The organism is Bradyrhizobium sp. USDA 4510, from assembly GCF_054059095.1.
Map to the genome: position 1 here is coordinate 4,678,460 of NZ_JBSSBT010000001.1, position 25,038 is coordinate 4,703,497.

Genomic DNA, 25,038 nt, shown 5'->3' on the forward strand with positions numbered 1-25,038 from the left:
GGATCCGTGGAACAGCGCCGCGACTGCGGTATAAGAGAGCATGGCAAATGGTCAGGTTGTCCTCGTAACAACTGCGCCGTTGGACGGCGGCCCGCCTGTTCGCTCGGTCTTCTTCGTGGCTGAAGGAGACGCGGCAAAGGCCACGGCCATTATTGCGGACATGATGGCCCCGAATGAAACGGTCGAAGCGTGGGGGCCGCTTCCCGAAGCAGCTGTCAAGGCGCTCGGGTTGAAACCCGGTGACTACACCCACAGCTGACTTGCATCGGATCGCTGCCCGGCGCGCGAAGGTCTGCGGCCGCATCCTTGCGCAGAGGGTGTGATCTTGACGCGGCGCCCTCGCTTACGCGAGGCCACCGCGGTCCCGATCACAACGCGGGGAGCCCTCTTTCTCGAGCAAGGGACATGGCGTAATCTGCAGCGAGCTGCCCTTAGACGGGACGGGCCGACGTCGCCGTTTGAAGGAACGGGCGGCGGTCAGGCCGTCGGCAGGCATCGCAGTCTGAAAGCAGCGCCTGCCTTATGTGGCGCTCCCTCAACTTCAACATGAAACAGGTTGGCCTGCCGCGCGCGCGGCAGACAAGGGCAGTGCTTAACCCTTGGAGGACGACATGGCGACATTCATATTGAGGATCGACTGGACCGACCAGGGAATTCGTAATGTCAAGGAAGCTCCCAAGCGCAGCCGAGCGGCGAAAGAACTCGCCAAGACGCTCGGTGTCGAAATCAAGGAGGTCTATCTCACCTCCGGCGAGCATGACATCCTTCTCCTCGCCGAAGCACCGCTCGGCGACAACATCACAAAACTCGCGCTTGCCCTCAGCTCTCTGGGAAACATACGGACTTGCACCTCACGGGCCTGGCCCGAGGCGGAGTGGACCAAGCTGATATCCGAGCTCCCGTAGCTACGTCGGATATCCCGATCGATCTACGCGGCCTGACTGACGGGCGCCGTCGCAAACTTGCCCCGGCGATCGGCGCGGGAGTGCGCGCGTGCGCAGGACCAGCCGCGGCTTTGGTCGTATGAATAAATAAGGATACGAAGGGCACGAGGGCGACGGCGCACGTCGTCGCCGGCGAGGCACTACGCGTTACTTATCCAGCCAAACATCCTCGAAGCGCAGATTGTTGTACTGGCTGTTGTCGTGCGGGTGGAAATTCCTCACATAGGGCTGCCAGCAATTGCCGGCCGATGAGTGCAGGATGACCGGCCGCGCGGCGTCGTCGACCAGCAGGTGCTCGATGTCGAATACGATCTTGCGGCGCTTGTCCTTGTCGACCTCGCGCGACTGCGCCGCCAGCAGCTTGTCGACTTCGGCGTTGCAATACTGGGTGTAGTTGCGCTCGGAGTTGCAGGAATAGTTCTCGACCAGATTGCCGTCGGGATCGTCGACGCTGACGCCGGTGACATTGAGGCCGATGGTGTAGTCCTTGCGCTGCAACCGCGAGTACCAGCGCGGCGTATCCAGAATGTCGAGCTCGGCTGTGATGTAGATCTTCTTGAGCTGGTCGGCGAGGATCACCGCCGGGTCGCGATAGGTCGGCAGGTTGCGGGTCTGGATCTTGATCGACAGCGGCTTGGCGTCGCTGTAGCCGAGCTTCTGCATGATCGCCTGCGCCTCGGCGAGGTTCTTCTCGGCATCGGGGCCGTAACCCATCAGCGTCGACAGGATCTCCGGCGGCATGCCCCACTCGCCTTCGGGCTTGGCCTGCATCGCGCCGCCGAGCCGCCCGCTGCCCTCGAACAGGATGCTGTTGAAGGCCTTGCGATCCAGCGCCAGCGACATCGCCTTGCGGATATCCGGATTGTCGAACGGCGGATTGACGCGGTTGACCAGGAGATTGATCTGCAGATTGGTCGACGTCATCTCGCAGATCGCGTTCGGCGCCCGCGCCTTGACGTCCTTCATCAGGGGAATGCTGACGTCGGACGGAAAGGTGATGTCGTAGTCGCCGGTCGCGAACGCCAGCATGCGGGTGGCGCGGCTGTCGATCGAGCGCACCGTGATCTCGTCGAGATACGGCCGGTCCTTCTTGAAGTAATCGGGGTTACGGACCAGACGGATAGAGTCGCCGCGCCGGAACTCCACGAACTTGAACGGCCCGGTGCCGACCGGCTTGGTGCGCATCACCTGCTGTGGCACGTGGCAGGGATAGACCACCGAGAAGGCGCTGGCGAGCAGCGCCAACAGACCGGGCTGCGGCTCGGTCAGCTCGAACGTCGCCTCGTCGTCGCCATTGACGCTGACATCCCTGAGCTTCGAGTACCAGACCTTGCGCGGGTTGCGCTTGAAGTCCGGTGTTTTGACGTCTTGGGTCTCGCTCTTGCCGATCAGCATCCGCCAGGTGCACTGCACGTCCTTGGCCGTGAACGGCTGGCCGTCATGCCACTTCACGCCGTGCCGCAGCCTGAAGGTAAGCTTTGTGTTGGTCTGGTCCCACGACCAGCTCTCGGCGAGATCGGGGATCACGGTGTCGATGCTTTCGTGCACCTTGGCCGGATCGAACACCACGAGGTTGTTGAAGACGGCCGCGAACGGCATCACCGAGGCGATGGTGGATTCCTCGAGCAGCGAGGTCGAGGGCGGGTTGTCGTTGTGATAGAGCCGCAGGGTGCCGCCCTTCTTCTGCGCCGATGCAGGGCTCGCGGCCATCGCGGCGATGCCCAATGCCACAATGCACGCGGCCAGTTTGAACGACATTCCCGCCTCCCGAAATTTCTTGTTGTCGTCGGTTGCAGGCAGTCGAGCACAACACCCCGCCCCCCGCAACGACGCAAGGCGAAGATCATTGCCGGCTGCGCGCCACGCAGAGCGAGACCGGAATGCTCGCGACCTCGATGGCCGGAACAGGGCACCCGGACGGACCACCGCCGGGATCGGCGGCCCCGACCCGCGCGACCGGCCATCGCACGTCCCGTCACGGGGAATTGGGGTTGGATGCATCCTCGAAATTGGCTACACGTTTCCCGCCGAGAAACTCGGACCGTCTGAGGGCTTTAAATGACCTATTGCTGCGGAATTCTGGTGCGCGACGGGCTCGTCATGATCGCCGATACCCGCACCAATGCCGGCCTCGACAACGTCTCGACCTTCCGCAAGCTGCACATCTTCGAAAAGCCTGGCGACCGCATCATGGCGATCGCCAGCGCCGGGAATCTCGCGATCAGCCAGTCGGTGCTGTCGACCCTGACCGAGGGCATGGAAAATCCGGACACCGGCGAGCTCGAGACGCTGATGAACGCCCCGACCATGTTCCAGGCGGCGCAGCGGATCGGCCGCGCCATCCGCTCGGTGCACGCCACCGAGGGCGATGCGCTGCGCGCCGAGGACATCTCCTTCGACGTCTCGTTCCTGTTCGGCGGCCAGATCAAGGGCTCGCGGATGCGCCTGTTCATGGTCTACACCGCCGGCAACTTCATCGAGTGCACCACCGACACGCCGTACCTGCAGATCGGCGAGCACAAATACGGCAAGCCGGTGCTCGACCGCGCCATGCATTACGACGTCGAGCTCTACGAGGCGCTGAAGACCGGGCTGATCTCGATGGATTCGACGATGCGCTCCAACCTCGGCGTCGGCCTGCCGATCGACGTGCTGGTGGTGCGCACGGACGCCTGCGAGGCCGACCTCAACCACCGCATCGAGGCCGGCGAGCCCTATTTCCACGACCTGCGCTCACGCTGGTCGGCGGCGCTGCGCGCGGCGCACCAGAACATTCCACGCCCCCCCTACAAGAACGAAACCGAAGCAAAAACCAAGTAAGAGGAAACTCGGATGACTGAGGCAACCAGCAAGATCGCACTCGTGACCGGCGCCGGCACCGGCGTCGGACGCGCCGCGTCGCTCGCTTTGATGGACAAGGGCTACACCGTGGTGCTCGCCGGGCGCCGCATGGAGATGCTGGAAGAGACCGCCAAGCTCGGCCCCGCCGGCAAGAGCCTGTGCGTGTCGGCCGACATGGCCAATCCGGCCGCGATCGCAGCCCTGTTCGACAAGGTGAAGGCGACCTATGGCCGGCTCGACGTGCTGTTCAACAACGCCGGCATGGGCGCGCCGCCGGTGAATTTCGAGGACTTAGCCCTGGAGCAGTGGCAGGCGGTGGTCAACACCAACCTCACCGCGCCGTTCCTGTGCACCCAGCACGCCTTCCGCATCATGAAGGACCAGACGCCGCGCGGCGGCCGCATCATCAACAACGGCTCGATCTCGGCGCATGCGCCGCGGCCGTTCTCGGCCGCCTACACCTCGACCAAGCACGCCATCACCGGCCTCACCAAGTCGTCCAACCTCGACGGCCGCATGTATGACATCGCGGTCGGCCAGGTCGATATCGGCAATGCCGCGACCCCGATGACCGACCGCATGGTCAACGGCCCCGGCGTGCTGCAGCCGGACGGCACCACCAAGCACGAGCCGCGCATGGACGCCAAGGCGGTCGGCGATGCCGTGGCCTACATGGCCGGCCTGCCGCTCGACGCCAACGTGCTGTTCATGACTGTGATGGCGACCAAGATGCCGTTCGTCGGCCGGGGCTGATCTTCTCCTCCCTGCTTGCGGCAGGACGATCACGACGCCCGGCCGGGCTTGTCCCGGCCGGCCGTCGCGGGGCGCGCTGCCAAAATATCGAAAACAACCCCATGCAAAGGAGCCGGCGGCTGTCGGCGTCCGACACGGCGACTTGACACGTCGGGCAAATCAGCGATACTTTTCCATTATTCCGAAATCCTGAAAGCTTGCCCCGGGCTCATCGTCCCCTTCTCCCCGCGCGCGGGGAGAAGGTCGGGATGAGGGGGAGTCTCCACAAGGACGGTGAGAGACAAACGCGCGGAGAGTCCCCCTCACCCGGATTGCTGCGCAATCCGACCTCTCCCCGCAAGCGGGGCGAGGTAAGGGAAGTGCCCTACTCCAGCTTCTCGACGTCCCGCAGCGTCGGGAACAGCTTCATCCAGAGCAGCGCGACCGCAACCGTGGCGACGCCGCCGAGCACGGCCGACGGCACGGTGCCGAGCAGCGCCGCGGTGACGCCGCTTTCGAACTGGCCGAGCTGGTTCGACGCGTTGATGAACAGGAAGTTCACCGCGCCGACGCGGCCGCGCATCTCGTCGGGGGTGGCAAGCTGCACCAGCGAGAAGCGGATCACGACGCTGATCGTGTCGGCGGCGCCCAGCACCGCGAGCGCCAGCGCCGACAGCCACATCCAGTGCGACAGCGCGAACACCACCGTCGCGACGCCGAACACGATCACCGCCTGGAACATGCGCATGCCGACGCGGCGGTTGATGGTGTGCCGCGCCAGCACCATCGTCATCAAGAGCGCACCGACCGCGGGCGCAGCGCGCAGGATTCCGAGGCCGAGCGGACCGGCTTGCAGGATATCGCGCGCATAGATCGGCAGCAGCGCGGTGACGCCGCCGAACAGCACCGCGAACAGGTCGAGCGAGATGGTGCCGAGGATCGCCGGATTGCTGCGAACGAAGGTAACGCCGGCAAACAGGTCGTCCGACGACCCGCCGTTCTTCACCGCCTGCTGCAGCCGGCCGATGCCGCCGGTCAGCAGCGCGCCGAACAGCCAGAACACCATCATGATGCCGTAGGGCGCGCTCGGCATCAGGGCATAGGCGAAGCCGCCGAGCGCGGGTCCGGTGATGGTCGCGACCTGCGCCGCGCCGCTCGAGATCGCGGTCGCCCGCTGCAGCGAGCCTTGCGGCGCGATCAGCGGCAACAGCGCGGCGGTCGCCGGACTCTCGAACGCGCCGGCGATCCCGAGCACGAAGGTCGCGACGAAGATCTGGATCTCGGAGATGGTGCCGGCAAAGGTGCTTCCGGCGAGAAACAATGCGGTCAGCGCCTCCGCGATCTGGCAGGCCTGCACCACGCGCTTGCGCTCGAAGCGGTCGGCGGCGTGGCCGGCGACGAATACCAGGAGCGCCGTCGGCAAAAACTGCACCAGTCCGACCATGCCGAGGTCGAACGCGCTGCCGGTCAGATCATAGATCTGCCAGCCGATCGCCACCGCGCCGATCTGGCTGGAGAAGCGCGACAGGCTGCGCGACGACAAGAAGAACAGGAACGGTCTGTGGCCGAGCAGATCGCGGGCGCCGGCCGGCGTGGCGGAGGACATGGATGATTGCGTGGCCGAGCGCCTGCAACTTGTCAATGGATACGAGATGAACGCGCAACAGCATTGCGCTGCGCGAGGCCCCTGCCCATAATCCCGCGAGAGTTCTTGGGGGCATGATGCTGCAGTTGCAATCGGCGTTCGGCGTGGTGGCGTTGCTCTTGATCGCTTGGGCGCTGAGCGAGAATCGCCTGAAGGTGTCGCTGCGCCAGGCGGCGATCGGGCTTGTCGTCACGATCGTCACGGCTCTGGTGCTGATCAAGGTGCCGCTGGTGACGCAGGCCTTCGGCGCGATCAATGACGCCGTCGGCACCATCGCCGCCGCGACGCGCGCCGGCACTGCCTTCGTGTTCGGCTATGTCGGCGGCGGCCCGGCGCCGTTCGATCCCAAGGCGCCCGGCTCGGATTTCATCCTCGCCTTCCAGGCGCTGCCGATCGTGCTTGTGATGAGCGTGCTGACGACGCTGTTGTTCTATTGGCGCGTGCTGCCGCCTGTCGTGCGCGGCATGGCCTGGCTGCTCGAGCGCACGCTCGGCGTCGGCGGCGCGGTCGGGCTCTCGACCGCGGCCAATATCTTCCTCGGCATGGTCGAAGCGCCGCTCTTCATCCGCCCCTATCTCGCACAGCTGACGCGCTCCGAATTGTTTCTGGTGATGACCGGCGGCATGGCCGGGATCGCCGGCACGGTGTTGGTGCTGTACGCCACGCTGCTGGCGCCGCTGATCCCGGATGCGGCCGCGCATTTCGTCATCGCCTCGGTGCTCGGCGCGCCGGCCGCTATTTTAGTGAGCCTGATCATGGTGCCGGAAACGTCCGGCAAGCGCACCGGCGGATCGCTCGACAATCCCGATATCCAGGTGTCGTCGACGATGGACGCCATCGTGAAGGGCACGGCAGCCGGGCTCGAGCTCTTGATGAACATCATCGCGATGCTGCTCGTGCTGGTCGCGCTGGTGTATCTGGCAAACGCGATCATCGGCCTGCTGCCGGAGATCGGCGGCGCGAAGATTTCGCTGCAGCGCCTGCTTGGTTACGTCATGGCGCCGGTGTGCTGGCTGATGGGCCTGCCCTGGCCGCAGGCGATCACGGCCGGAAGCCTGATGGGCACCAAGACCGTGCTGAACGAGTTGATCGCCTATGTCGACCTGTCGAAGCTCGGCCCCGACGCGCTCGATCCGCGCTCGCGGCTGATCATGCTCTACGCGATGTGCGGCTTTGCGAACTTCGCGAGCCTCGGCATCATGATCGGCGGCCTCGGCATCATGGCGCCCGAGCGGCGCGACGAGATCAACGCGCTCGGGCTGAAGTCGATCGTCTCGGGCACGCTGACGACCTGCCTGATGGGCGCGATCGTGGGGATGCTGACGCAGCCGTAGTCGCAGTAACCCGGATGGAGCCAACGGGTCGCGCGATGACAGGCTCCGCGCAATCCGGGGCGGTGCTGACGCGGTGAAGCTCCCTGCCAAGCGGATCATTGTTGGGCCGGCCGACGGCGCGGGCGCACGTAGCCGCGCATTGAGCCGTCGCTTGCAATAACGCGATGACAGGGGATCGATGGGTCGTCATTCGTGCGCATTATGGCACCGACCGCGCGCGCAGCCTTCGGATTGCCGGCTTTAGCAGCGACAGCTTTGTACGTCATGGCCTTCCCCTTTGGGATCTTGCGCACGATGTCGCGGACCTTATCTGAAAAGGTTTTCATAGATCGAGTGTAGCAGATTTCTCAGAGGGTTTTCGCCATTTTACTTGCGGTTGGACGAGCGCGTCGCGTTGGCACGGAAGATTCGACCGGACGTGCCGGTGTTTAGTTTCGAAGTGCGCGCCGCCGTCTTAACATTGCGGGGCAGCTATAGGCCCCTAGCGTCGTTTGCCGCGCAGTGCCGGCGTAGACGCAAACGGAGCATTGCGGACATCGACCGGCGGCTCCGCTCGATGCGATTCGACGTGAATGACCCGCTGTGGACATTGCCATACTTCTGAGGTGACTTTATCCGCTGACCCCCATAGTTCAGCCGAGGAGAATTGTCGGGTCTCGCGAGGACCGGAATGGATGTCAGAGTTCGCCTTAGCCGAAGCCAGATATGCTCTGAGCGGCGAGGTCAATATCGCCTGTCAAGTGATGGGTGAAGGACCTATCGACATCATCATGGTTCTTGGTGGGTTCTCGCGCGTCGATTTTCAGCACGAAACGTCCGGATATACGGCATTCTTGCAGCGGCTTTCAGCCTTCGCGCGTGTCACTACATTCGACAAAAGGGGCGACGGACTATCCGACCGGATTCCGATGCTCCTTCCCTTGAGCAACGCATGGACGACGTTCGCGCCATCATGGATACAACAATTGGCACATCACAAGCGGTGATCATGGGGAATTCCGAAGGCAGCGCGATGAGCGCACTGTTTGTAGCCACCTATCCTGCGCGGGTATCGCGGCTGGTGATTTTCGGCGGCTTCCGGGTCGCGAGCAGTTGGCGAATGTGATCCAACACGGGGCGATAATTCAGCTTCTTCGCTGCCTGCGGGCCTTCCTCGCAAAGGTCACCCGCGAGCGCGAGGACCTTGCCGACCGTCGCGCCCAGCATTGTCTTCACAGTTGGGTAGTTGCTCCGTATCCACGCAGAAAGAGCAAACCCAGAGCCGGTGGGGCCGCCTACGTCGATCAGGGCGACTTCGATACAGTGTTTCCCGCCTTCGAGGCATTCACGTGCCTCATCGTGTTGAGTTGCTTCCATCACGCGATAGCCGCACTCACGAAGGTACTCCGCCAGCGGATGGCGCACGAGCACGTCCTGCTCGACGATCAATACAGTTGTTGCTTGCATGCTTACTACAGCGCCGGGCCGAGCATCTCCGCGATCAGCATCGCGATCTGCTTGGGATCGTAGGGCTTGCTGATGAACCTACCTACGCGGCTCGCTGCGCTCTCCAATTCTGTGCTTCCAGAGGCAACGAGGATAAGGAGCATCGGTTGCATGACGCGGACCTTCCCAGCCAACTCCAGACCATCAAGGGTTCCGGGCATCCGGATATCGGTTATCAGCGCGTCAATCCGCTCGCCTGATGAGATGTAGTCCATCGCGTCATCGGCGGTCCTCGCCTCAATAACCTCAAACCCCGCGCCTCGAAGCTGCTCAGCTACGTCAAATCGGATGAACCATTCGTCCTCCACGAACAAAACCCTGATCCGTTCGCTCTTTTGCTGCGCTTGGGGGACCATCGTTGGCTCCTCGGATGCTGGTCAGCCAACCTACAGAGGGGCACAACGTTCCAAGCCATTGAGTTCTTTTGCTAATTTGGCGTCGTGGCGGGAACATTCTCGGCCGACCGCCGACCTACAGCGGCGGTTGATGACCGCTTATGGCCCGTTGCGACAGCTCGTTATGCCCATCTCGTCGTTGCTCTGTTGACATCAGGGTTTCGTGGGCCATTGTTCCCGATTCCAATGTTTGCTGTTGATCGCCATGGGCACTGTTCGAGAAGTAAAAGGCGATTTTCCGCGGGCTGAGGGCGAAGCTGCCGCACTCATCCGGTCTTTCGACTGGTCCAGCACCAGCTTGGGACCAATCGTTGGGTGGCCAACGCACCTCAGGAGCGCGGTGAGCCTTATGCTGCCGGCCAAAGCACAAATCGTGCTGTTTTGGGGAGCCGAATTTGTCGCTCTCTACAACGACGCCTATGCTCCTACGATAGGTCAGAAGCATCCAAAGGCACTTGGGCGACCAGCACGCGATAATTGGGCCGAGCTGTGGGACGATTTAGGACCGCTTCTCAGGCGCGTCCTCGACACCGGCGAAACAGTCTTCGCGAAGGACCGCCCCTTCTACATTGAGCGGCACGGCTACCCAGAGACAGTTTATTTCGACATCTCGTATTCTCCAGTTCAGAACGAGGCTGGCGAAACTGGCGGTGTACTCTGCATCGTTAGTGAGACGACCGAACGTGTAATTGCGCAAGAACGCCAACGGTTGCTCGCTCGGGAAGCAAACCATCGCGTAAAGAACATGTTTGCCGTTTTCCACGGCATCATAAGTCTGAGCGCTCGGTCAGCCAGAACTCCGCAAGAGATGGCTCAATCGTTACGAGGCCGTCTCGACGCTCTAATGCAGGCCAAGGACCTAATCCGTCCCGGAATCATGGGTACGGAGGCGCATAGCGAGCGAACGACGGTGGGAGACGTGGTGCGAACGGTATTGCGGCCGTATGAAGATGACGCGTCCAGCGAACGCATCATGGTAAGAGGACCAACTGTCCCCGTGGGTGCTATGGCCGTTACAAGCCTCGCACTCGCGCTGCATGAAACCACTACGAATGCGGCCAAGTATGGGGCGTTGTCGGAACCAACCGGTTCAATAAACATCGCATGGGACACGCAAGGCGGGGACTTGCATCTTGAATGGGAGGAGACAGGCGGCCCAGTGATTGTTGCTGCACCTTCGGCACAGGGTTTTGGGAGTGTGCTTGCGGAGCGCAGCATTGCCGCTCAACTGGGCGGCAAGGTGGAATATGATTGGTTACCGAGCGGGCTCAGGTTAAGGGTTTCGATTCCTTTGGATCGTCTTGCAGTCTGATTGCGGGGATAGTCTGTTTCGGGCTACTTGACGCCGCTCCTCCAATAGCGCCGACAGAATAACTGTTGGTGGTCTCATTCACTTTGGAACGTCGGCAGTTGGCCCATCGCGACATCTTGCGTTGCCGCACGAACTTGGTCGCTATCGGGGCAAAGCGGACGTAGAGTCACGCCGACGGTTTTATGGGTACACAGCCTAGCACTACTTTGGCAGATTGTGTTTTCGCCGCTGTTTTTCACGGATTTGCTTTCGGCAATATGGGCACTGCTGAGACGGCGGCCGAAGGATGAGATCGACGATGGCGTGACGTACGGCTGGCATGGTTGGCTGAGGCGGAGGCCCGTTGATTCTTTTTTTTCCGCCCCGCGTATGCGAGGCGACGATGTTGCAGGAAGGCGTAGGCAATCATTGTCATCAAGGCGTGGCGATGAAGACCTTGCCATGATCGCCCTTCGAAGTGATCAAGTCCAAGTTCCTCCTTCAACTGCTGATGCGCCTGCTCACAAATCCACCGTGCCTTGATGGTGGCGGCCAGCGTGCGCAGATCCGTCGCCGCCGGAAGATTGGCCAGATAGTATTTCTTCTCCCCGGACGCACGTTGCTCGCCAATGAGCCAGGCTTCGTCGCCTGGGAGATGCTGCTGACCTTTATCCCATATCCGCTGCGGAGGGCCGTCGGCGGTCCGGACACGGAGAGCAGCAAATTGGGCTTTCAGCCGACCTTTCGTCCCGCTACGCCAACTCACGGTTTTCCATTTGGCGCTGGCGAGCATTTGTTCTGCGGCAATCGATAAGATATCGGGCACGTGGTGCTTTCGTGGTTTTCCGCGGACCTTGGTAATCGGCCAAATGAGCTTCACATCGACCGGATACACTTTCTGGTGCCGAGGGATGCCGACAGCCCAGGTCAGCCCGCGCTCTGTTAGCCCTTGTCGAAACGGTGCGCTGAGGCCGTATCCTGCATCCGCCAGCACACATCCAAAGCGCACGTTGGCTGCCATCGCGCGGTCAATCTCGGCTAGAGCAATCTCGGGCTTGGACCGTGCCGTTCGATGTTCGACTGGCACGCGAGCGCGCTTCAAACGAGATATGTCGCTTGTCCAACTGTCAGGCAGAAAGAGACGTAACGCGACCATCACGGGCACTTCGCCGCGAGCAAGCGTCAAAGACACCAGCGTTTGGCAATTTGCCGTTTTACCGAGAGCCGACGCGTATTGAGCCGCAACACCGACCGAGCGCTCACCCTTCTTGGGAAGTGAGGTGTCATCAATAACCAGCACCGCATCCCTGCCGCCGACAAGTCGGTCCGCCTGGTTGAGCAGCTCTGTCTCCAGCGGCGTCGCGTCCCAGACACCGTCCGCAATGAAATGGTGCAACTGGTCGTAGTTGCTCGCGGCAAGGCGTTCCGCCATCGGCTGAACGCTCTTGCGATCGCCCGGACCGATCAATCCCGCAACATACAGAGGACACATCCGCTGCCGGGTCTTATGACCCAGCCGGTCCAAGAACGGCATCAGCCAGCGTTCGAGTTCGTCTTCCCATCCGGGCATGGTCAGCCCTCCAAGAGCCGACCACCCATGAATCATTGAAAAATTGATTCGGGAATCCTATAAAACGCGGCAAAATCAACAATCTGCCAAAGTAGTGCTAGAAAATCGTCATGCCCGGGCTTGACCCGGGCATCCATCGACCAAGGAGAATCTTGCGAAGCAAGCTGGATGGCCGGGTCAAGCCCGGCCACGACGAGTGCGTGAGCACTACGCCTTCAGCTCCACCGTCTTGAACTCGGCCGGCAGGATCACTTCCAGCAGTTCGACGTCGTCGGAATAGTCCAGGATCATGTGCCGGATGCGCGGCGGCTGGGTCCAGGCACTGCCTTGCTGCATCAGCGTCTCGCCCTCGCCTTCCATGTAGGTCTTCACCCAGCCCTTGAGCACATAGACCATCTGGAAGTCGACATCGTGGAAGTGCAGCTTCGACACTTCATCGGGATTGCACGGTCCCTGCAGCCGGATGACGTGCGCCTGGGCGAGACCATGCGACGCGGCTGATATGCCGAGGTCGCGGTACTTGGCGTAGGCGCGCAGCCCGTCGGCCTTGAAGTCCTCTTCGCGGTGATGGCTGATCGCCACGCGCTGCTTCGGCCGCGCCTTGGTCGCAGCTTTCGGCGCGCTCTTCTTGGCCGCCGAGACGCGGCCTTTCGACTTGATGGTCTTGCGCGCGGACGATTTCGCGGACGTCTTCTTGGCGCCTGCGCCGAGCCCCGACCATTTCTTCTTCACCGCGGTCTTGGCTGCCGATCTTGATGCCGTCTTCTTGGCCATTGTTTCGCCTCCCGTCTTTTTGTGACGGAGAGAGGCTAACACAAGTCGCGCGCCGCGAGGCGAGCAAAGGCGCAGAGCCGCGCCCTGCTACGTTTGCTGATCAATGCAGCCGGAACACGCCGTCGACGGCACGCAGCTCGGCCGGCTTAACCAGCTTGGAATGCGCCACCGTCACCGAAAACAGCGGGCCTTCGAGCTTCGCCTGCCAGAACGCGAGGAAATCCTGCAGCGCCGGAAATTTCGGAAACAGGTCGTAGTTCTGCCAGACATAGGTCTGCAGCAACGAGGGGTGATCCGGCATCCGATAGAGGATTTGCGCCGTCGTCAGCCCGTACCCCAGCAACTGCTTCCGGAAATCGTCGGAAACAACCCCACCAACTCGCGAGACCATGCCAACCTCCTGTGACGGAGCGCATTCACGTGGTGGCCGACCTCCCCCGCCGGACCACCGGCAATGGATGCGCTCACATGAGAGAAATGTGACGCACGCGACTAACCCATCTCAAGCCTAAATGTTTAATAGGTTGTTGAAATTTCTTGCGTTGGCAGCAGCTTACCGCATCTGCTAATAGCCCCGGCAACCCCTCTTGGGCGGCATTAAGGATGCCGAAATGATCTCGGCATCCTCTTGGCAGGCGGCACTCACGAGTGCCAATTTTTCTGCTAGAGGCACTTGCCCGCCGCCAAGGCTTGGCCTATCTCCTGCCCAACCAGTCTGGCACTCGCTGGACTGGACTGCTAACTCTCCAAAAATCTACAGCATCTACAAATGTTTAGGAGGACTGCATGAAATTCCGTCCGCTTCACGACCGCGTCGTGGTCAAGCGTATCGACGCCGAAGAGAAGACTGCTGGCGGCATCATCATTCCGGACAGTGCCAAGGAAAAGCCCTCCCAGGGCGAAGTCATCGCCGTTGGCCCGGGCGGCCGCGATGAAGCTGGCAAGCTGATCCCGATCGACGTCAAGGTCGGCGACCGCGTCCTGTTCGGCAAGTGGTCGGGCACCGAGGTCAAGATCGACGGCGAAGACCTGCTGATCATGAAGGAAAGCGACATCATGGGCGTGCTCGACGTCCCCGCTTCCAAGAAGAAGGCGGCCTAAGCGCCTCCCTCCCTCCCAGGTTAAATCTCTCAAGGAAAAACTCAGATGGCAGCTAAAGAAGTCAAATTCTCCGTCGAGGCGCGCGACAAGATGCTGCGCGGCGTCGACGTTCTCGCCAACGCGGTGAAGGTCACCCTCGGTCCGAAGGGCCGCAACGTGGTGCTCGAGAAGTCGTTCGGCGCTCCCCGCATCACCAAGGACGGCGTCACCGTCGCCAAGGAGATCGAGCTCGACGACAAGTTCGAGAACATGGGCGCCCAGATGGTGCGCGAAGTCGCCTCCAAGTCCGCTGACGCGGCCGGCGACGGCACCACCACGGCGACCGTGCTCGCCCAGGCGATCGTGAAGGAAGGCGCCAAGTCGGTCGCCGCCGGCATGAACCCGATGGATCTGAAGCGCGGTATCGACCTCGCGGTCGAAGCCGTCGTTGCGGACCTCCAGAAGAACTCGAAGAAGGTCACCTCGAACGAGGAGATCGCCCAGGTCGGCACCATTTCGGCCAACGGCGATGCCGAGATCGGCAAGTTCCTCGCCGACGCCATGAAGAAGGTCGGCAACGAGGGCGTGATCACGGTCGAGGAAGCCAAGTCGCTCGAGACCGAGCTCGACGTCGTCGAGGGCATGCAGTTCGACCGCGGCTACATCTCGCCCTACTTCGTCACCAACGCCGACAAGATGCGCGTTGAGATGGACGACGCCTACATCCTGATCAACGAGAAGAAGCTCTCCTCGCTGAACGAGCTGCTGCCGCTGCTCGAGGCCGTGGTGCAGACCGGCAAGCCGCTGGTCATCGTCGCCGAGGACGTCGAAGGCGAAGCTCTCGCCACTCTCGTCGTCAACCGCCTGCGTGGCGGCCTGAAGGTCGCGGCCGTCAAGGCTCCGGGCTTCGGCGATCGCCGCAAGGCCATGCTGCAGGACATCGCGATCCTGACCGGCGGCCAGGCCATCTCGGAAGACCTCGGCATCAAGCTCGAGAACGTCACGCTGCAGATGCTCGGTCGCGCCAAGAAGGTGATGATCGACAAGGAGAACACCACGATCGTCAACGGCGCCGGCAAGAAGGCCGACATCGACGCCCGCGTTGCCCAGATCAAGGCGCAGATCGAGGAGACCACCTCGGACTACGACCGTGAGAAGCTGCAGGAGCGTCTCGCCAAGCTCGCGGGCGGCGTCGCGGTGATCCGCGTCGGCGGCGCGACTGAGGTCGAGGTGAAGGAGCGCAAGGATCGCGTTGATGACGCGATGCATGCGACCCGCGCGGCTGTCGAGGAAGGCATCGTCCCGGGCGGCGGCGTCGCCCTGCTCCGTGCCTCCGAGCAGCTCAAGGGCCTGCGCACCAAGAACGACGACCAGAAGACCGGCGTCGAGATCGTGCGCAAGGCGCTGTCGGCTCCCGCTCGCCAGATCGCGATCAACGCCGGTGAAGACGGTTCGGTCATCGTCGGCAAGATCCTGGAGAACAAGACCTACAACTACGGCTTCGACTCCCAGACCGGCGACTATGCCGACCTCGTCAAGAAGGGCATCATCGACCCGACCAAGGTCGTACGCACCGCGATCCAGAACGCTGCCTCGGTTGCCGCGCTCCTGATCACCACGGAAGCGATGGTTGCCGAGCTGCCGAAGAAGAACGCCGGCGGCCCCGCGATGCCTCCGGGCGGCGGCATGGGCGGCATGGACTTCTAAGCGACGAAGTCGTCCCGGACGCGGTGCAGCGCGAAGCGGTGCACCGCAGAGCCGGGATCTCGCTCAACGACAACGAAACGCAAAACCCCGGCAGCGATGCCGGGGCTTTTGTTTGGGGCAGGCTCGCCGGGCGACTTACCGCAGCGCGGCCAATGCGAATACTTCCACAACCTCGCGCTGATGCAGGCGCCTCACACTGCTCACGGCATGCAGGTTATGCACAACACTCTCCGTAAACATACGTTGGTCTGAGTTGACAATCTCAAAAAAAATTTCGTGCGAGAGTCGCAAACCGAACCGACAGCGTCATCTTCGTCCCCCACAGTAGCTTCGGGACAAGATCGAAGTTCACTCCAACAATCTGAATTGAGCACGGAGCGTCAGCTCCCGTGACGCGGGCAAGCGTTGCGGAGAATGCTTTCACTTGCGAGGGAGGCAGTGCAGTGAGCGAAAGCGACAAGGTTTTCAGCCGAGCCGCCTGAAGAAGCGGCGTTGAAGTCACATCGAGGATTCGTTCAAGGAGGGACCTGGCCGGTTGGAAGAAGCCCAGTGACGAGAGCATGCAGCCCCCACTGCCCGATGCTCCGTCAACCGCCGCAGGTGCGCGATGCCCCCCCAACTACCCCGCGCACCGATCAGGCCAATCCAACCGGCCGGACTATTCTGCAAGGCAACAGGCAAAAAGCAAAAGGCAATATGGGAGGGAGGCGCTCATGGGCATGGTGATGGTCAGATGTCCGCAAACCGGGCACGCGATTTCCACCGGAATCAAGACCGATCGCGAGAGCTTTCGACGCAGTACCGTGTTCTTCTCGCGCACGCCCTGTCCATTTTGCCGCGCGGATCACGCCTGGTTTGCGCGGGACGCCTGGGTCGATGAGCCGAGCATCCGCGTGCGGCGGCGCCGCGGCGGCGGTTCACCGGCCTGAAATGGCCACCACTTTTGACGACCGCGATGGAGGGACACCATGGCGCAGGTACAGATCTCGACCGAAACGTCTGCCTGGCTGCTACAGGCCAAGGACTTTCTCGATGAAGCACGACGGCTGAAGCCCGGTCCGAAGCGCAATGAGTTGCGCGAGACCGCAAAGGTGCTGCGTGAGATTGCGGAGCTCGAAAGGGTATCCTCCCCGACACGGGAGCTTGATCGGCGGCCGGGAAGCTGATCGCAGCAGGGAACGCGCTCACACGGCGTCGTCAGCCTCGATTTCCGGGATACCTGGATCGTTAGCCGGCGCCATTCCTCGCGTTCGAACCCTGTCGCCCGAGAAGATCTCCTCGGCCTCGATACGCATGACGCGATGGCATTCGCACGCCGCCGCCAATAGCCGCGCCCGGTCGATCTCGATCTGGCCTCGTTGATCTGACCTGATCGCACCGCGCTTGCGCAGATTGCCCATCAGCAAGGTCACCGTCGTTCGTCGCACGCCGAGGATTTGCGACAGCGCTTGCTGGGTCAGCGGGAGGACGTCGCTGTCGACGCGGTCGCGAAGCTGAAGCAGCCAGCGCGCCATCCGCGCCTCGACCGGGTGGAGCGCATTGCAAGCGGAGCCGAGCTGAAACTGGATCAGCATCGATCTGACGTGCTTCTGGATTGCCTGCCGAATCCCCGGACTGCGCCCGAAAGCGGCGTGAAAGCGCGCCGCCGGAACCCGCGAGGCGGTACCAGCCGCACGAACGACGGCGGTAATGCCTGACGGCGAGGCTCCGAGAACCGAAAGACTGCCCACGGCCCCTTCGCATCCGACCACGCCGGTTGCGACCGTCTGCCCATCCGCCATGTCGATCATCAACAGGATCGCGCCGCTGTGAGGAAAGAAGACGTAGTCGATCTCGTCACCGGCGCGCGCCAGGACTGCATCCTGTTCGAGCGCAACGGTCTCAAGTTCGGGTCTCAGGAGGTCCAGATCCGCCGGCGACAATGTCGCGAGAAGGCGATTACAAGTTCCACCGGAAATGCTCACCTGCGGGAACGTCAAGGGTCGCACAGCATACTCACTCGAACACGGGATCAAAAACATATTCCAAACGCTTGACCGCAAGGCGGAATTCTCCGCGGCGGCGTCCTTAAAGTTAGATGCAAATGCGCCGCCGGACGCAATAGCAAAATGCGCATCGTCGCACCGTAGAACTTCGGGAACCCAACAGTTCCAGTTTCGCATCGCTCGCGCCGCGCGCGACATCCGAACCTGCTCTTTCACTATCTGCGCGGGCGTGGGCGGACGCGGTGTGACCGCGCCGCCGCTGCGGCACCCGTCAAGACGCGCGCGAGTGGCGGTCCGGCCACCGACGCGCCTGCGCGAGCAATTCCTGCGCGTCCTTGATCTCGGCAAGGTCGAGCGCCGGATCGAAACCGGCGAGCACCGGCGCCAGCAATTGCGATATCTCCTCTGCCCGGCCGCTGCGGCTGTAAACACGTGCAAGTCCCAGCGCGCTGCGCAGCTCGAACGTCCTGGTCTGCTGCCTTCGAGCAATCTCGAGGGCGCGGTGGAAGGCATCCTCCGCGCCGGACATGTCGGGGCTGTGACGACGCGACAGCAGCCCAGCCTGCACGCGGTAGAGTTCGGCATCCAGCCAGTGCTGCCCGGACTGCTCCGTCGCCTCGATCAACTCATTGATGATGTCGAGCCCGGCATCGACATGCCCGGCCTCCGCATTCGCCACGGCAATCTGCAATCCCCAGAACGGTTCACAGAGATAGCAGTCGTTCTCGTGAAGCAACGACCAGCCACGCTGCATCTCCGCGAGACCTGCGGCGCGGTCGCCGGCACGCCACTTCTCCAGACCATTGAGATAGGTTCCGGCGGCGACATACAACGGCATCGTGTGATCGCGCGCCAGGCCGAGGGCCAGGATCGTGTCGGTCTGGCGCAATCTGTTGCCGCACAGCCCGTCGAAGACGGCCTTGTGAACCAGCGCATTGGCGCGCGCGAGCGCCCGCTGCTTCCCGGCGACGTCCATCGCGGCGCCCGCGAGCTGCCGGGCCCGATCGATCTCGCCACGCGGCCAAAGCACCAGGGCGAGAAATCTCATGATGACGAACGGCAAGTCGAGCGTCGACGCCTTGAAGGTTGCCGGATCCGGCTCGGTCGCATAGGCCGCGAAGGCCTGCTCGAGATGGATGCCCGCGTTCAGGTACTCGCCCGCGAACCAGCAGGTTACCCCGCTGGTCCAGCGCGCGACGATGGTCGCCACCGGCGACTGCGGGTGCCGCTCCGCTGCGCCCATGATCGCCTCCGCTAACTCCCGCATCGGCGCGAGCTCGCCGTGGGTCAAGCAGGCGTTGAAGAGGCCCGACTGGATCGGCGCCATTTCGATCGGATCATCGATATCGGAGGCGAACTGCCGGGCGCGGGTCCAGGCGGCGACCGTCTCGGGGGCGCTGTGCCCGAGACTGCCCCGCAGCGCGCGGCCGTAGGCGATTTGCAGATGGAGCCGGCCGATCATCCGATCCGGCTCGTCGGGCAGTTCATCGGCGATGGCGACCGCCTTGCCGAGATGCGCGATCGCCTCGCAATAGGCCGAGCGCTTCAGCGCCTGCTGACCGGCCTTGCGCCACCACGCCAGCGCGGTCTCGCCGAGCCCAGCCTCGGTGAAATGGTAGGCGACGACTTCCGGCTCGATCTCGGCCATCTCGGCAAACTTGTCGCGCAACACATCGCCAATATGCTTGTGAAGCAATTGCCGGCGGCTCTTGAGCAAGCTCTCGTAAGCCGCTTCCTGGACCAGCGCGTGCTTGAAGCTGTAGCTCGCGTCCGGCGGCACGCCCCGGCGCAGCAGCAGCTCGGCCTCTTCGAGCTGGGCAAGCGCCGCGGCAAGCGTCAGATCGTCGCGCCCTGCCACGCTGCGCAGCAGCGCATATGAGAACTCACGGCCGATCGCGGCACCGATCTGCGCCACCTCCTTGACCGGCGCCAGCCGGTCGAGCCGTGCCATCAGCGAGTCCTGCAGCGTTGCCGGGATCGCCAGCGGCGGCAGCGGATTGTCGAGGCGATAGCGCCCGGCATTCTCGACCAGCAGCCCCGACTCCATGACCATCTTGGTCAGCTCCTCGACGAACAGCGGGACACCGTCCGTCCGCTCGACGATCTGCGCCATCATCTCGCCGGGCAGCAACCGGCCGACGGTCACCTGCTCGATCAGCGCGCGCGTATCCTGCCGGTCGAGCCGATCGAGCCGCAGCAGGCTGACATTGGCGAGCCCCGCCCATGGCGGCTCGAACTCCGGCCTGAACGTCATGAGCATCAGGATCGGCAGCCCCCTGATCCGGTCGACCGCGAGGTCGAGCAGCTCGAGCGACGTGGCATCGGCCCAATGCACGTCTTCGCAGACGACAAGCACCGGCTGCTGCCGGGCGAGGCCCTCGAGCTGGTCGAGCAGCGCTGCGAATGTCTGCCGCCGCTGCTGCGCCGGGCTGAGGCCGAGCGGCGGATAGCGCTCGCCGGTCGGGATCGACAGCAGCGCTGCGATCAGCGGTGTCACGGTGGGCACGTGCTGCGTGCCGAGCGCCAGCATGGCTTCGAGCTTGTCCAGCTTCTGCTCCGGCGCATCTTCCGACCTGATGCCGGCGGCACGCTCGAGCTGGCCGACAAAGGGGTGCAGCGCGCTGTTGGTGTGATAGGGCGAGCATTGATACCGCACACGGCGGTGTGTTCCGGGCGCCAGGCTGTCGGAGAGCATCGCCACGATGCGCGATTTGCCGATACCCGCTTCGCCCGATATCAGCACGGCCTGGCCCTGGCCCTGCCACGCGAGTTGCTGGCGCGACAGCGCAAATTCGATCTCCGCCTTGCGGCCGACGAAGCCGATCGAGCGCGCGGTGCGCACCGCCTCGAAACGGCTTTCCGATGCCGGCTCGCCTTCGACGGCCCACACCGCGATCGGCTCGGAGATGCCCTTGACCTCGCGGCGGCCGAGGTTGCGCAGCGTGAACAGATTGCCGAGCAGCCGGCGGGTCGAGGCCGCCACGACGACCACGCCCGGCTCCGCCAGGCTTTGCAGCCGCGCGGCGATGTTCGGCGCATCGCCGACCAACGCCTGCTCCTCCGACGCGCCGCCGGAGACGAGGTCGCCGACCACGACGAGCCCGCTCGCGATTGCGATCCGCACCGCAACGCCCTCTTTCGCGCGGGTCTCGAGCTTGCCGATTGCGGCGATGACGTCGAGGCCGGCGCGCACCGCGCGCTCCGCATCATCCTCGTGGGCGCGGGGATAGCCGAAATAAGCAAGGATCCCATCGCCGATAAATCTGGCAACGGCGCCGTCATATGTCGTGATCACCTGCGCGCAGGCCGCGCGATAGGCGCGGATCACCTCCCACATGTCCTCGGGATCGAGACGTGCCGATAACGCCGTAGAGCCGACCAGGTCGCAGAACATCACTGTGAGGTGGCGGCGCTCGGCATCGTGCGGTGAAACCGGCGCGGCGATCAGTTCGGCATGATTGAGATCGGCGATCGCGCGCAGCATCTTGCGGCGATGGCCGAGCAGGACGCCGAGCCTGTCGAAGTCTTCATCCGTCAACTCGGGAAGAACGCCGAGGTCGATCCCGTTCTCGGCAAAACGCAGCGCGTATTGCCCAAGTCCCAGCTTCTCGAGCCATTCCGCAATCTGCTGCACTGGCTTCACCGACGGGTTGACGGCTGGCCGAATGGACCACGGCGCATGAACGTTATCGCAATCTGACCGGAGTAGCACCTTTGTTTTGCGGCGTGGCGCGGGACATGCGAACTGTGCCGTGGCGGTGCCCCGTTACAGCCGTCTGCACGCTAACATTCGTACGGGTGCCGGCGGTCCGTCCCGGCGAAGAAAATCGAAGGGCCGCCCGTGGGCGGCCCTTCTGTCTTAGGCGCTCTCGGGCGCCTTGAGACGCACGAGCTTGGTCAGCAGCGCATCGAGGCCCTGGCCCTCGCCCGCATGCAGGTCGATGCGGCCGACCTTCTCGACCAGACGCTCGAGCGACTCCAGCTCCTTGAGCCGCAGCAGCAGAGGGTTCTCCTCCATCAGCCTGGCGGTATTCAGGAGCGAACGCGTCGCCGCGGTCTCCTCCTGGCGGCGGATCAGGTTGGCCTTCGCCACCCGCTCCGCCTCCACCACCTTGTTGACCAGCTCGCGGATCTCGCCGGGCAGGATCACGTCCTTCACGCCGAGCTCGGTGACCTCGACGCCGCTGTCCGCGACACGATCGCGGACGAAGTCGCGAAGCTCCGTATCGAGCGCCGTCTTCGCGGACAGCACCTCGTCCAGCGTGCGGCCGGCCACCGCCTCGCGGATCGCGAACTGCACCAGGCGGTACAGCCACGCATCCACGTCGGGCACCGTTGCCACGACCCGCTCGGGATCGACGATCCGGCGGAACGCGGTCAGCGTTACGCGCAGCGCGATGCGATCCTTGGTCAGCATCTCCTGCGCCGTGATCTCGACCGCCTGGGGACGCAAATCGAGGCGCTTGACCTCGATCTTGCGGCCCGCGATCCAGAACGTGTGCCGACCGGGCGCGAGCCGCTCGACCAGCTTGCCCTCGACCGTGAGCAGACCGGCCTCGTGGTTCTCGACCACCGCCTCGGTGATGACGCCGGCCCGGTTGAGCTGGATCATCGCGAGGTGGCGTGCCGTGACCCTGGGATCGCTGGTGACGTCGATGCGCTCGACCTCGACCGACGTCGCGATCTTCCAGTACACGCGCGTCTGCCAAGGCGTCATCAGTTGCACGGGACGGCCGTCGAGGCTGACGATCGCGATCTCGTTCGCGCGGGTTTCCACCGCCTCGAACAGCTCGTCGGCGAGATCAGGCCGCGCGGCCTTGATCACCGCGAAGCGATCCGCGGGGAATTCGGTCCGCACGACGCTGAACAGCTCGGCCTTGAGCTGATGCAGGGGATCGAACAGCCGGTGACGTCCGGGCGCGAGCACCTGCTCGAGCCGGCCGTTGCGCGTCAGCAACGCGCGCTCGCCATCCTTCACCGTCAAATTGGTCGTCAAGAAGTGCCAGGTCATGACACGCCTCCATCGTTTGCCATCAGGCCCATGGGCCTGAGAGCGGGTTGCATTTGGCAAAGGACGTGAGGACGCGAACGCGGCTTCCTGTCAGCCAAGCGGGCCGTGGCTTAAGGCTTGCGCGATGACGGGCGCACGCGCGCGTTCGCGCGACGAATGTCGCGCGGCCGAGCGGAGCCACCCGGCATCAGCGCAAGCGGTATCCACCGCGGCGCAAAGCCGGTCTCACAGTGTCGATGTTCGGACGAAATGCCTTGCGGCAGGACGGCCGGACTGCGACTGAAGCGCGCGTCCGGTCCCCTTCAGAGGTATCAGCTTTACAGGCTGAAACGGAGCGCTTGGAGCGGGAATCGAACCCGCGACCCGATGAGTATCATTCACCTGCTCTAACCAACTGAGCTATCCTTTGTGAGAGACCGGATTCGAACCGATGCCTTCGGGATTTCATCCCCGACGCTCGACCATGAGCTTCATCTCGCGATCTTCATTTCGGCGGAACACGACACCGCAAAGCGGCTCGCGCCAGTCGGGATCTCAACGAGCCCGAACCCGTGGCCGAAGCGAAGGAGCGGGCTAATAGACGAAGCACGTCCGGGTTGCAAGAGGGCTGCGTGTGATTTTTTCATGACGGGGCGCTGCTGAGACCCACGCGTCGCGGCACGTCCCGTCATTGCGAGGGCACCTCACCCCCTCTGCGTGGCATCCTGGAAGCAGGCGCGCAGCCAGTCGATGGTGACGCGCGTCGCCGCGTCGCGCTTGAGATGGTTCTGCACCAGGAGCCAGACGTCGCGTCGCTTCGGCAGCAGCGTGGCGCGCAAACGCCGGTCGGTCAGCAGGTCGGCACAGCTGTGCTCCGGCAACACGCCGACCGCGTGATGCGACTGAATCAGCGTGTGGATGATCCGGACATTGTCGGTGACGCAGCGCGCGCGAAGCCGCCTCGCGCACAGGAACTGCATTTCCGGAATCCCTCCAAGCTCGTCGGGATAGGCGCACAGCATCGCTTCGCCCGCTGTCGTCGCGGCCGGCTCGAAGAAATACAACCTGACCTCGGCAAGCTTCGAGATCGCAAAGTCGCCCTTGTCCGGCTTGCGCAAGCGGATCGCGAGATCGGCCTCCCAGCGCGAGAATTTTACATTGTCGCTCGACGTCAGAAACTGCAGCGTCAGGCCTGGATGGGCGCGCAGGAATTCACTTGTGCGCGGCGCCAGCACCTCCTCGGCGATCGCGCTGGTGGAGGCGATGCGCAGCCGCCCGACCGGACCAGGCAGGCTTTCGCCGATCCGGCCGATCTCCTCGGCATGCGCGGCCATCGCCTCAATATGCGCGAGCACCATGTCGCACTGCCGGGTCGGCTTGCGGACGCCATCGACGGCCTCGAACAGGCGCAGGCCGAGCGCGCGCTCGATCCGCGCCAGCCTGCGCCCGACCGTGGTCTCGTCGATGCGCAGCCGCGCGCTGGCGCCCGCGTAAGTGCCCTCATCCCTGACGGCCGCGATGATGCGAAGATCGTCCCAGTTCATGGCGGCAGGCTACATCCTGCGGCGGCCACCTGCAATAACGCAGCCACCGGCTGCAATATCCCTGCATAACGGCAGGCCGATCCCGGGCTATGTTTTCGGCGATACATCCGCTGGAGAACGACCATGACGTCAGCCAAGACATTGATGCAGCTTGCCGGTATCGACCTCACCCCGCCCCGCCTCGGCGACAGCTGCCTGGTGCTGATCGATATCCAGAACGAATATCTTGCAGGTCCCTTGGCGCTGCCCGACGCCAGCCCGGCGATTGCGCGCGCCGCCAATTTGCTCGCGCGCGCCCGGGAAAGCGGCGCCGCGATCATCCACATCGCGCACAAGGGCCAGCCGGGCAGCCTGTTCGACCGCAGCGCGGAGCGTGGCGCGATCGTCGCGCCGCTGGCGCCGCGGCCGGGTGAGATCGTGATCGAGAAGCAATTGCCGAACGCGTTCGCCGGCACCGACCTCAACGCGCAGCTTGCCGCGACCGGCCGCAAGGAGCTGGTGCTGGCCGGCTTCATGACGCACATGTGCGTGAGCTCGACGGCCCGCGCCGCGCTCGATCTCGGCTTCCGCACCACGATCGACGCCGACAGCTGCGCCACCCGCGATCTGCCCGACGGCGTCGGCGGCACGATCGCTGCAAGGCTGATTCACGACGTCGCGCTCGCCGAACTGTCCGACCGCTTCGCGATCATCGCCCGCGGCAACGCGCTCGCCTGAGCGC

25 protein-coding genes and 2 tRNA genes are annotated in these 25,038 nt (G+C 63.6%); 12 read left to right on the plus strand and 15 right to left on the minus strand.

What is annotated here, in order from left to right; translation table 11 throughout:
- Positions 1 to 40: 40 nt before the first annotated feature.
- Both ACVMDN_RS21680 and ACVMDN_RS21685 read left to right on the plus strand, forming a co-directional pair.
- The gene (locus ACVMDN_RS21680) at positions 41 to 259 is read left to right on the plus strand and encodes a hypothetical protein (protein WP_057019099.1); all 219 of its coding nucleotides are present in this window, start codon (positions 41 to 43) and stop codon (positions 257 to 259) included.
- 352 nt (positions 260 to 611) lie between these two features.
- Complete coding sequence (locus tag ACVMDN_RS21685; RefSeq protein ID WP_026192964.1) at positions 612 to 905, plus strand: GYD domain-containing protein; 294 nt, start codon at positions 612 to 614, stop codon at positions 903 to 905.
- A gap of 186 nt (positions 906 to 1,091) precedes the next feature.
- Here the strand turns inward: ACVMDN_RS21685 and ACVMDN_RS21690 are convergent, their stop codons facing one another.
- On the minus strand, positions 1,092 to 2,702 hold the full coding sequence (locus ACVMDN_RS21690) for an ABC transporter substrate-binding protein (protein WP_456814563.1): 1,611 nt from the start codon (positions 2,700 to 2,702) through the stop codon (positions 1,092 to 1,094).
- A 300-nt stretch (positions 2,703 to 3,002) separates the two neighbouring features.
- Here ACVMDN_RS21690 and ACVMDN_RS21695 point away from each other — a divergent pair, with 300 nt between their 5' ends.
- Both ACVMDN_RS21695 and ACVMDN_RS21700 read left to right on the plus strand, forming a co-directional pair.
- A complete protein-coding gene (locus ACVMDN_RS21695) occupies positions 3,003 to 3,764 on the plus strand; it encodes a hypothetical protein (RefSeq protein WP_057019101.1) in 762 nt (253 codons plus the stop codon).
- 12 nt (positions 3,765 to 3,776) lie between these two features.
- Complete coding sequence (locus ACVMDN_RS21700; RefSeq protein ID WP_092089683.1) at positions 3,777 to 4,538, plus strand: SDR family oxidoreductase; 762 nt, start codon at positions 3,777 to 3,779, stop codon at positions 4,536 to 4,538.
- Between the two features lie 364 nt (positions 4,539 to 4,902).
- Here ACVMDN_RS21700 and ACVMDN_RS21705 read toward each other — a convergent pair whose 3' ends face one another.
- Complete coding sequence (locus ACVMDN_RS21705; RefSeq protein WP_456814565.1) at positions 4,903 to 6,123, minus strand: MFS transporter; 1,221 nt, start codon at positions 6,121 to 6,123, stop codon at positions 4,903 to 4,905.
- A 116-nt stretch (positions 6,124 to 6,239) separates the two neighbouring features.
- On the opposite strand from ACVMDN_RS21705, the gene ACVMDN_RS21710 reads away from it, so the two are divergent.
- A complete protein-coding gene (locus ACVMDN_RS21710) occupies positions 6,240 to 7,496 on the plus strand; it encodes a NupC/NupG family nucleoside CNT transporter (RefSeq protein WP_283070568.1) in 1,257 nt (418 codons plus the stop codon).
- A gap of 95 nt (positions 7,497 to 7,591) precedes the next feature.
- On the opposite strand, the gene ACVMDN_RS21715 is transcribed toward ACVMDN_RS21710, so the two are convergent.
- Entirely contained in the window at positions 7,592 to 7,822 is a 231-nt protein-coding gene (locus ACVMDN_RS21715) for an MGMT family protein (protein ID WP_076830218.1), read from the minus strand.
- Between the two features lie 348 nt (positions 7,823 to 8,170).
- Here ACVMDN_RS21715 and ACVMDN_RS21720 point away from each other — a divergent pair, with 348 nt between their 5' ends.
- Positions 8,171 to 8,482 (plus strand): hypothetical protein, encoded by a 312-nt coding sequence (locus tag ACVMDN_RS21720; RefSeq protein ID WP_456814566.1) that lies wholly within the window; start codon positions 8,171 to 8,173, stop codon positions 8,480 to 8,482.
- 49 nt (positions 8,483 to 8,531) lie between these two features.
- On the opposite strand, the gene ACVMDN_RS21725 is transcribed toward ACVMDN_RS21720, so the two are convergent.
- Together ACVMDN_RS21725 and ACVMDN_RS21730 are read right to left on the minus strand one after the other, a co-directional pair.
- Positions 8,532 to 8,942, minus strand: a complete 411-nt coding sequence (locus tag ACVMDN_RS21725) for a response regulator (RefSeq protein ID WP_168858046.1) — start codon at positions 8,940 to 8,942, stop codon at positions 8,532 to 8,534.
- 5 nt (positions 8,943 to 8,947) lie between these two features.
- The gene (locus tag ACVMDN_RS21730; RefSeq protein ID WP_057019106.1) at positions 8,948 to 9,337 is read right to left on the minus strand and encodes a response regulator; all 390 of its coding nucleotides are present in this window, start codon (positions 9,335 to 9,337) and stop codon (positions 8,948 to 8,950) included.
- A 388-nt stretch (positions 9,338 to 9,725) separates the two neighbouring features.
- On the opposite strand from ACVMDN_RS21730, the gene ACVMDN_RS21735 reads away from it, so the two are divergent.
- Complete coding sequence (locus tag ACVMDN_RS21735; protein WP_246786681.1) at positions 9,726 to 10,688, plus strand: HWE histidine kinase domain-containing protein; 963 nt, start codon at positions 9,726 to 9,728, stop codon at positions 10,686 to 10,688.
- Between the two features lie 235 nt (positions 10,689 to 10,923).
- Here the strand turns inward: ACVMDN_RS21735 and ACVMDN_RS21740 are convergent, their stop codons facing one another.
- From ACVMDN_RS21740 to ACVMDN_RS21755, 4 genes are all read right to left on the minus strand, one after another.
- The gene (locus ACVMDN_RS21740; protein ID WP_076828966.1) at positions 10,924 to 12,273 is read right to left on the minus strand and encodes an IS701 family transposase; all 1,350 of its coding nucleotides are present in this window, start codon (positions 12,271 to 12,273) and stop codon (positions 10,924 to 10,926) included.
- Entirely contained in the window at positions 12,270 to 12,428 is a 159-nt protein-coding gene (locus ACVMDN_RS21745) for a hypothetical protein (RefSeq protein WP_456814567.1), read from the minus strand. The genes ACVMDN_RS21740 and ACVMDN_RS21745 overlap by 4 nt, the downstream gene beginning before the upstream one ends.
- Positions 12,429 to 12,444: 16 nt before the next feature.
- On the minus strand, positions 12,445 to 13,011 hold the full coding sequence (locus ACVMDN_RS21750) for a cupin domain-containing protein (protein WP_057019108.1): 567 nt from the start codon (positions 13,009 to 13,011) through the stop codon (positions 12,445 to 12,447).
- Positions 13,012 to 13,111: 100 nt separating this feature from the next.
- The gene (locus ACVMDN_RS21755) at positions 13,112 to 13,402 is read right to left on the minus strand and encodes an usg protein (protein ID WP_026192965.1); all 291 of its coding nucleotides are present in this window, start codon (positions 13,400 to 13,402) and stop codon (positions 13,112 to 13,114) included.
- A gap of 395 nt (positions 13,403 to 13,797) precedes the next feature.
- On the opposite strand from ACVMDN_RS21755, the gene groES reads away from it, so the two are divergent.
- The 4 genes from groES to ACVMDN_RS21775 all read left to right on the plus strand — a co-directional run bounded on the left by groES (position 13,798) and on the right by ACVMDN_RS21775 (position 16,964).
- Complete coding sequence (gene groES / locus ACVMDN_RS21760) at positions 13,798 to 14,112, plus strand: co-chaperone GroES (RefSeq protein WP_021077770.1); 315 nt, start codon at positions 13,798 to 13,800, stop codon at positions 14,110 to 14,112.
- A gap of 45 nt (positions 14,113 to 14,157) precedes the next feature.
- Positions 14,158 to 15,798 carry a chaperonin GroEL gene (groL, locus tag ACVMDN_RS21765; protein WP_076830236.1) on the plus strand — a complete coding sequence of 547 codons (1,641 nt, stop codon included), beginning with the start codon at positions 14,158 to 14,160 and terminating at the stop codon, positions 15,796 to 15,798.
- Positions 15,799 to 16,511: 713 nt separating this feature from the next.
- Positions 16,512 to 16,727: a hypothetical protein gene (locus tag ACVMDN_RS21770; protein WP_028352345.1), complete on the plus strand. Its 216-nt coding sequence runs from the start codon at positions 16,512 to 16,514 to the stop codon at positions 16,725 to 16,727.
- 39 nt (positions 16,728 to 16,766) lie between these two features.
- Entirely contained in the window at positions 16,767 to 16,964 is a 198-nt protein-coding gene (locus ACVMDN_RS21775; RefSeq protein WP_057018449.1) for a hypothetical protein, read from the plus strand.
- Between the two features lie 18 nt (positions 16,965 to 16,982).
- Here ACVMDN_RS21775 and ACVMDN_RS21780 read toward each other — a convergent pair whose 3' ends face one another.
- The 6 genes from ACVMDN_RS21780 to ACVMDN_RS21805 form a co-directional block, all read right to left on the minus strand.
- Positions 16,983 to 17,720 (minus strand): Crp/Fnr family transcriptional regulator, encoded by a 738-nt coding sequence (locus ACVMDN_RS21780; protein ID WP_082653883.1) that lies wholly within the window; start codon positions 17,718 to 17,720, stop codon positions 16,983 to 16,985.
- Positions 17,721 to 18,054: 334 nt separating this feature from the next.
- Positions 18,055 to 21,417 carry an adenylate/guanylate cyclase domain-containing protein gene (locus ACVMDN_RS21785; protein ID WP_456814569.1) on the minus strand — a complete coding sequence of 1,121 codons (3,363 nt, stop codon included), beginning with the start codon at positions 21,415 to 21,417 and terminating at the stop codon, positions 18,055 to 18,057.
- Between the two features lie 225 nt (positions 21,418 to 21,642).
- The gene (locus ACVMDN_RS21790) at positions 21,643 to 22,794 is read right to left on the minus strand and encodes an SPFH domain-containing protein (RefSeq protein ID WP_456835001.1); all 1,152 of its coding nucleotides are present in this window, start codon (positions 22,792 to 22,794) and stop codon (positions 21,643 to 21,645) included.
- Between the two features lie 338 nt (positions 22,795 to 23,132).
- Positions 23,133 to 23,199, minus strand: a tRNA-Ile gene (locus ACVMDN_RS21795).
- A 2-nt stretch (positions 23,200 to 23,201) separates the two neighbouring features.
- Positions 23,202 to 23,273, minus strand: a tRNA-Phe gene (locus ACVMDN_RS21800).
- A 204-nt stretch (positions 23,274 to 23,477) separates the two neighbouring features.
- On the minus strand, positions 23,478 to 24,317 hold the full coding sequence (locus ACVMDN_RS21805) for a LysR family transcriptional regulator (protein WP_456814571.1): 840 nt from the start codon (positions 24,315 to 24,317) through the stop codon (positions 23,478 to 23,480).
- Positions 24,318 to 24,440: 123 nt separating this feature from the next.
- On the opposite strand from ACVMDN_RS21805, the gene ACVMDN_RS21810 reads away from it, so the two are divergent.
- Positions 24,441 to 25,034: a cysteine hydrolase family protein gene (locus ACVMDN_RS21810; protein ID WP_456814572.1), complete on the plus strand. Its 594-nt coding sequence runs from the start codon at positions 24,441 to 24,443 to the stop codon at positions 25,032 to 25,034.
- Positions 25,035 to 25,038: the final 4 nt, after the last annotated feature.

What these genes read in the sequence shown, in the direction of transcription:
- ACVMDN_RS21805 (WP_456814571.1), bottom strand. Translation starts at nt 24,317, where the DNA reads ATGAACTGGGACGATCTTCGCATCATCGCGGCCGTCAGGGATGAGGGC.
- ACVMDN_RS21740 (WP_076828966.1), bottom strand. Translation starts at nt 12,273, where the DNA reads ATGATTCATGGGTGGTCGGCTCTTGGAGGGCTGACCATGCCCGGATGG.
- ACVMDN_RS21755 (WP_026192965.1), bottom strand. Translation starts at nt 13,402, where the DNA reads ATGGTCTCGCGAGTTGGTGGGGTTGTTTCCGACGATTTCCGGAAGCAG.
- ACVMDN_RS21770 (WP_028352345.1), top strand. Translation starts at nt 16,512, where the DNA reads ATGGGCATGGTGATGGTCAGATGTCCGCAAACCGGGCACGCGATTTCC.
- ACVMDN_RS21710 (WP_283070568.1), top strand. Translation starts at nt 6,240, where the DNA reads ATGCTGCAGTTGCAATCGGCGTTCGGCGTGGTGGCGTTGCTCTTGATC.
- ACVMDN_RS21735 (WP_246786681.1), top strand. Translation starts at nt 9,726, where the DNA reads ATGCTGCCGGCCAAAGCACAAATCGTGCTGTTTTGGGGAGCCGAATTT.
- ACVMDN_RS21695 (WP_057019101.1), top strand. Translation starts at nt 3,003, where the DNA reads ATGACCTATTGCTGCGGAATTCTGGTGCGCGACGGGCTCGTCATGATC.
- ACVMDN_RS21750 (WP_057019108.1), bottom strand. Translation starts at nt 13,011, where the DNA reads ATGGCCAAGAAGACGGCATCAAGATCGGCAGCCAAGACCGCGGTGAAG.
- ACVMDN_RS21720 (WP_456814566.1), top strand. Translation starts at nt 8,171, where the DNA reads ATGTCAGAGTTCGCCTTAGCCGAAGCCAGATATGCTCTGAGCGGCGAG.
- ACVMDN_RS21730 (WP_057019106.1), bottom strand. Translation starts at nt 9,337, where the DNA reads ATGGTCCCCCAAGCGCAGCAAAAGAGCGAACGGATCAGGGTTTTGTTC.
- ACVMDN_RS21790 (WP_456835001.1), bottom strand. Translation starts at nt 22,794, where the DNA reads ATGACCTGGCACTTCTTGACGACCAATTTGACGGTGAAGGATGGCGAG.
- ACVMDN_RS21685 (WP_026192964.1), top strand. Translation starts at nt 612, where the DNA reads ATGGCGACATTCATATTGAGGATCGACTGGACCGACCAGGGAATTCGT.
- groES (WP_021077770.1), top strand. Translation starts at nt 13,798, where the DNA reads ATGAAATTCCGTCCGCTTCACGACCGCGTCGTGGTCAAGCGTATCGAC.
- ACVMDN_RS21680 (WP_057019099.1), top strand. Translation starts at nt 41, where the DNA reads ATGGCAAATGGTCAGGTTGTCCTCGTAACAACTGCGCCGTTGGACGGC.
- ACVMDN_RS21775 (WP_057018449.1), top strand. Translation starts at nt 16,767, where the DNA reads ATGGCGCAGGTACAGATCTCGACCGAAACGTCTGCCTGGCTGCTACAG.
- ACVMDN_RS21810 (WP_456814572.1), top strand. Translation starts at nt 24,441, where the DNA reads ATGACGTCAGCCAAGACATTGATGCAGCTTGCCGGTATCGACCTCACC.
- ACVMDN_RS21725 (WP_168858046.1), bottom strand. Translation starts at nt 8,942, where the DNA reads ATGCAAGCAACAACTGTATTGATCGTCGAGCAGGACGTGCTCGTGCGC.
- groL (WP_076830236.1), top strand. Translation starts at nt 14,158, where the DNA reads ATGGCAGCTAAAGAAGTCAAATTCTCCGTCGAGGCGCGCGACAAGATG.
- ACVMDN_RS21690 (WP_456814563.1), bottom strand. Translation starts at nt 2,702, where the DNA reads ATGTCGTTCAAACTGGCCGCGTGCATTGTGGCATTGGGCATCGCCGCG.
- ACVMDN_RS21700 (WP_092089683.1), top strand. Translation starts at nt 3,777, where the DNA reads ATGACTGAGGCAACCAGCAAGATCGCACTCGTGACCGGCGCCGGCACC.
- ACVMDN_RS21705 (WP_456814565.1), bottom strand. Translation starts at nt 6,123, where the DNA reads ATGTCCTCCGCCACGCCGGCCGGCGCCCGCGATCTGCTCGGCCACAGA.
- ACVMDN_RS21715 (WP_076830218.1), bottom strand. Translation starts at nt 7,822, where the DNA reads ATGAAAACCTTTTCAGATAAGGTCCGCGACATCGTGCGCAAGATCCCA.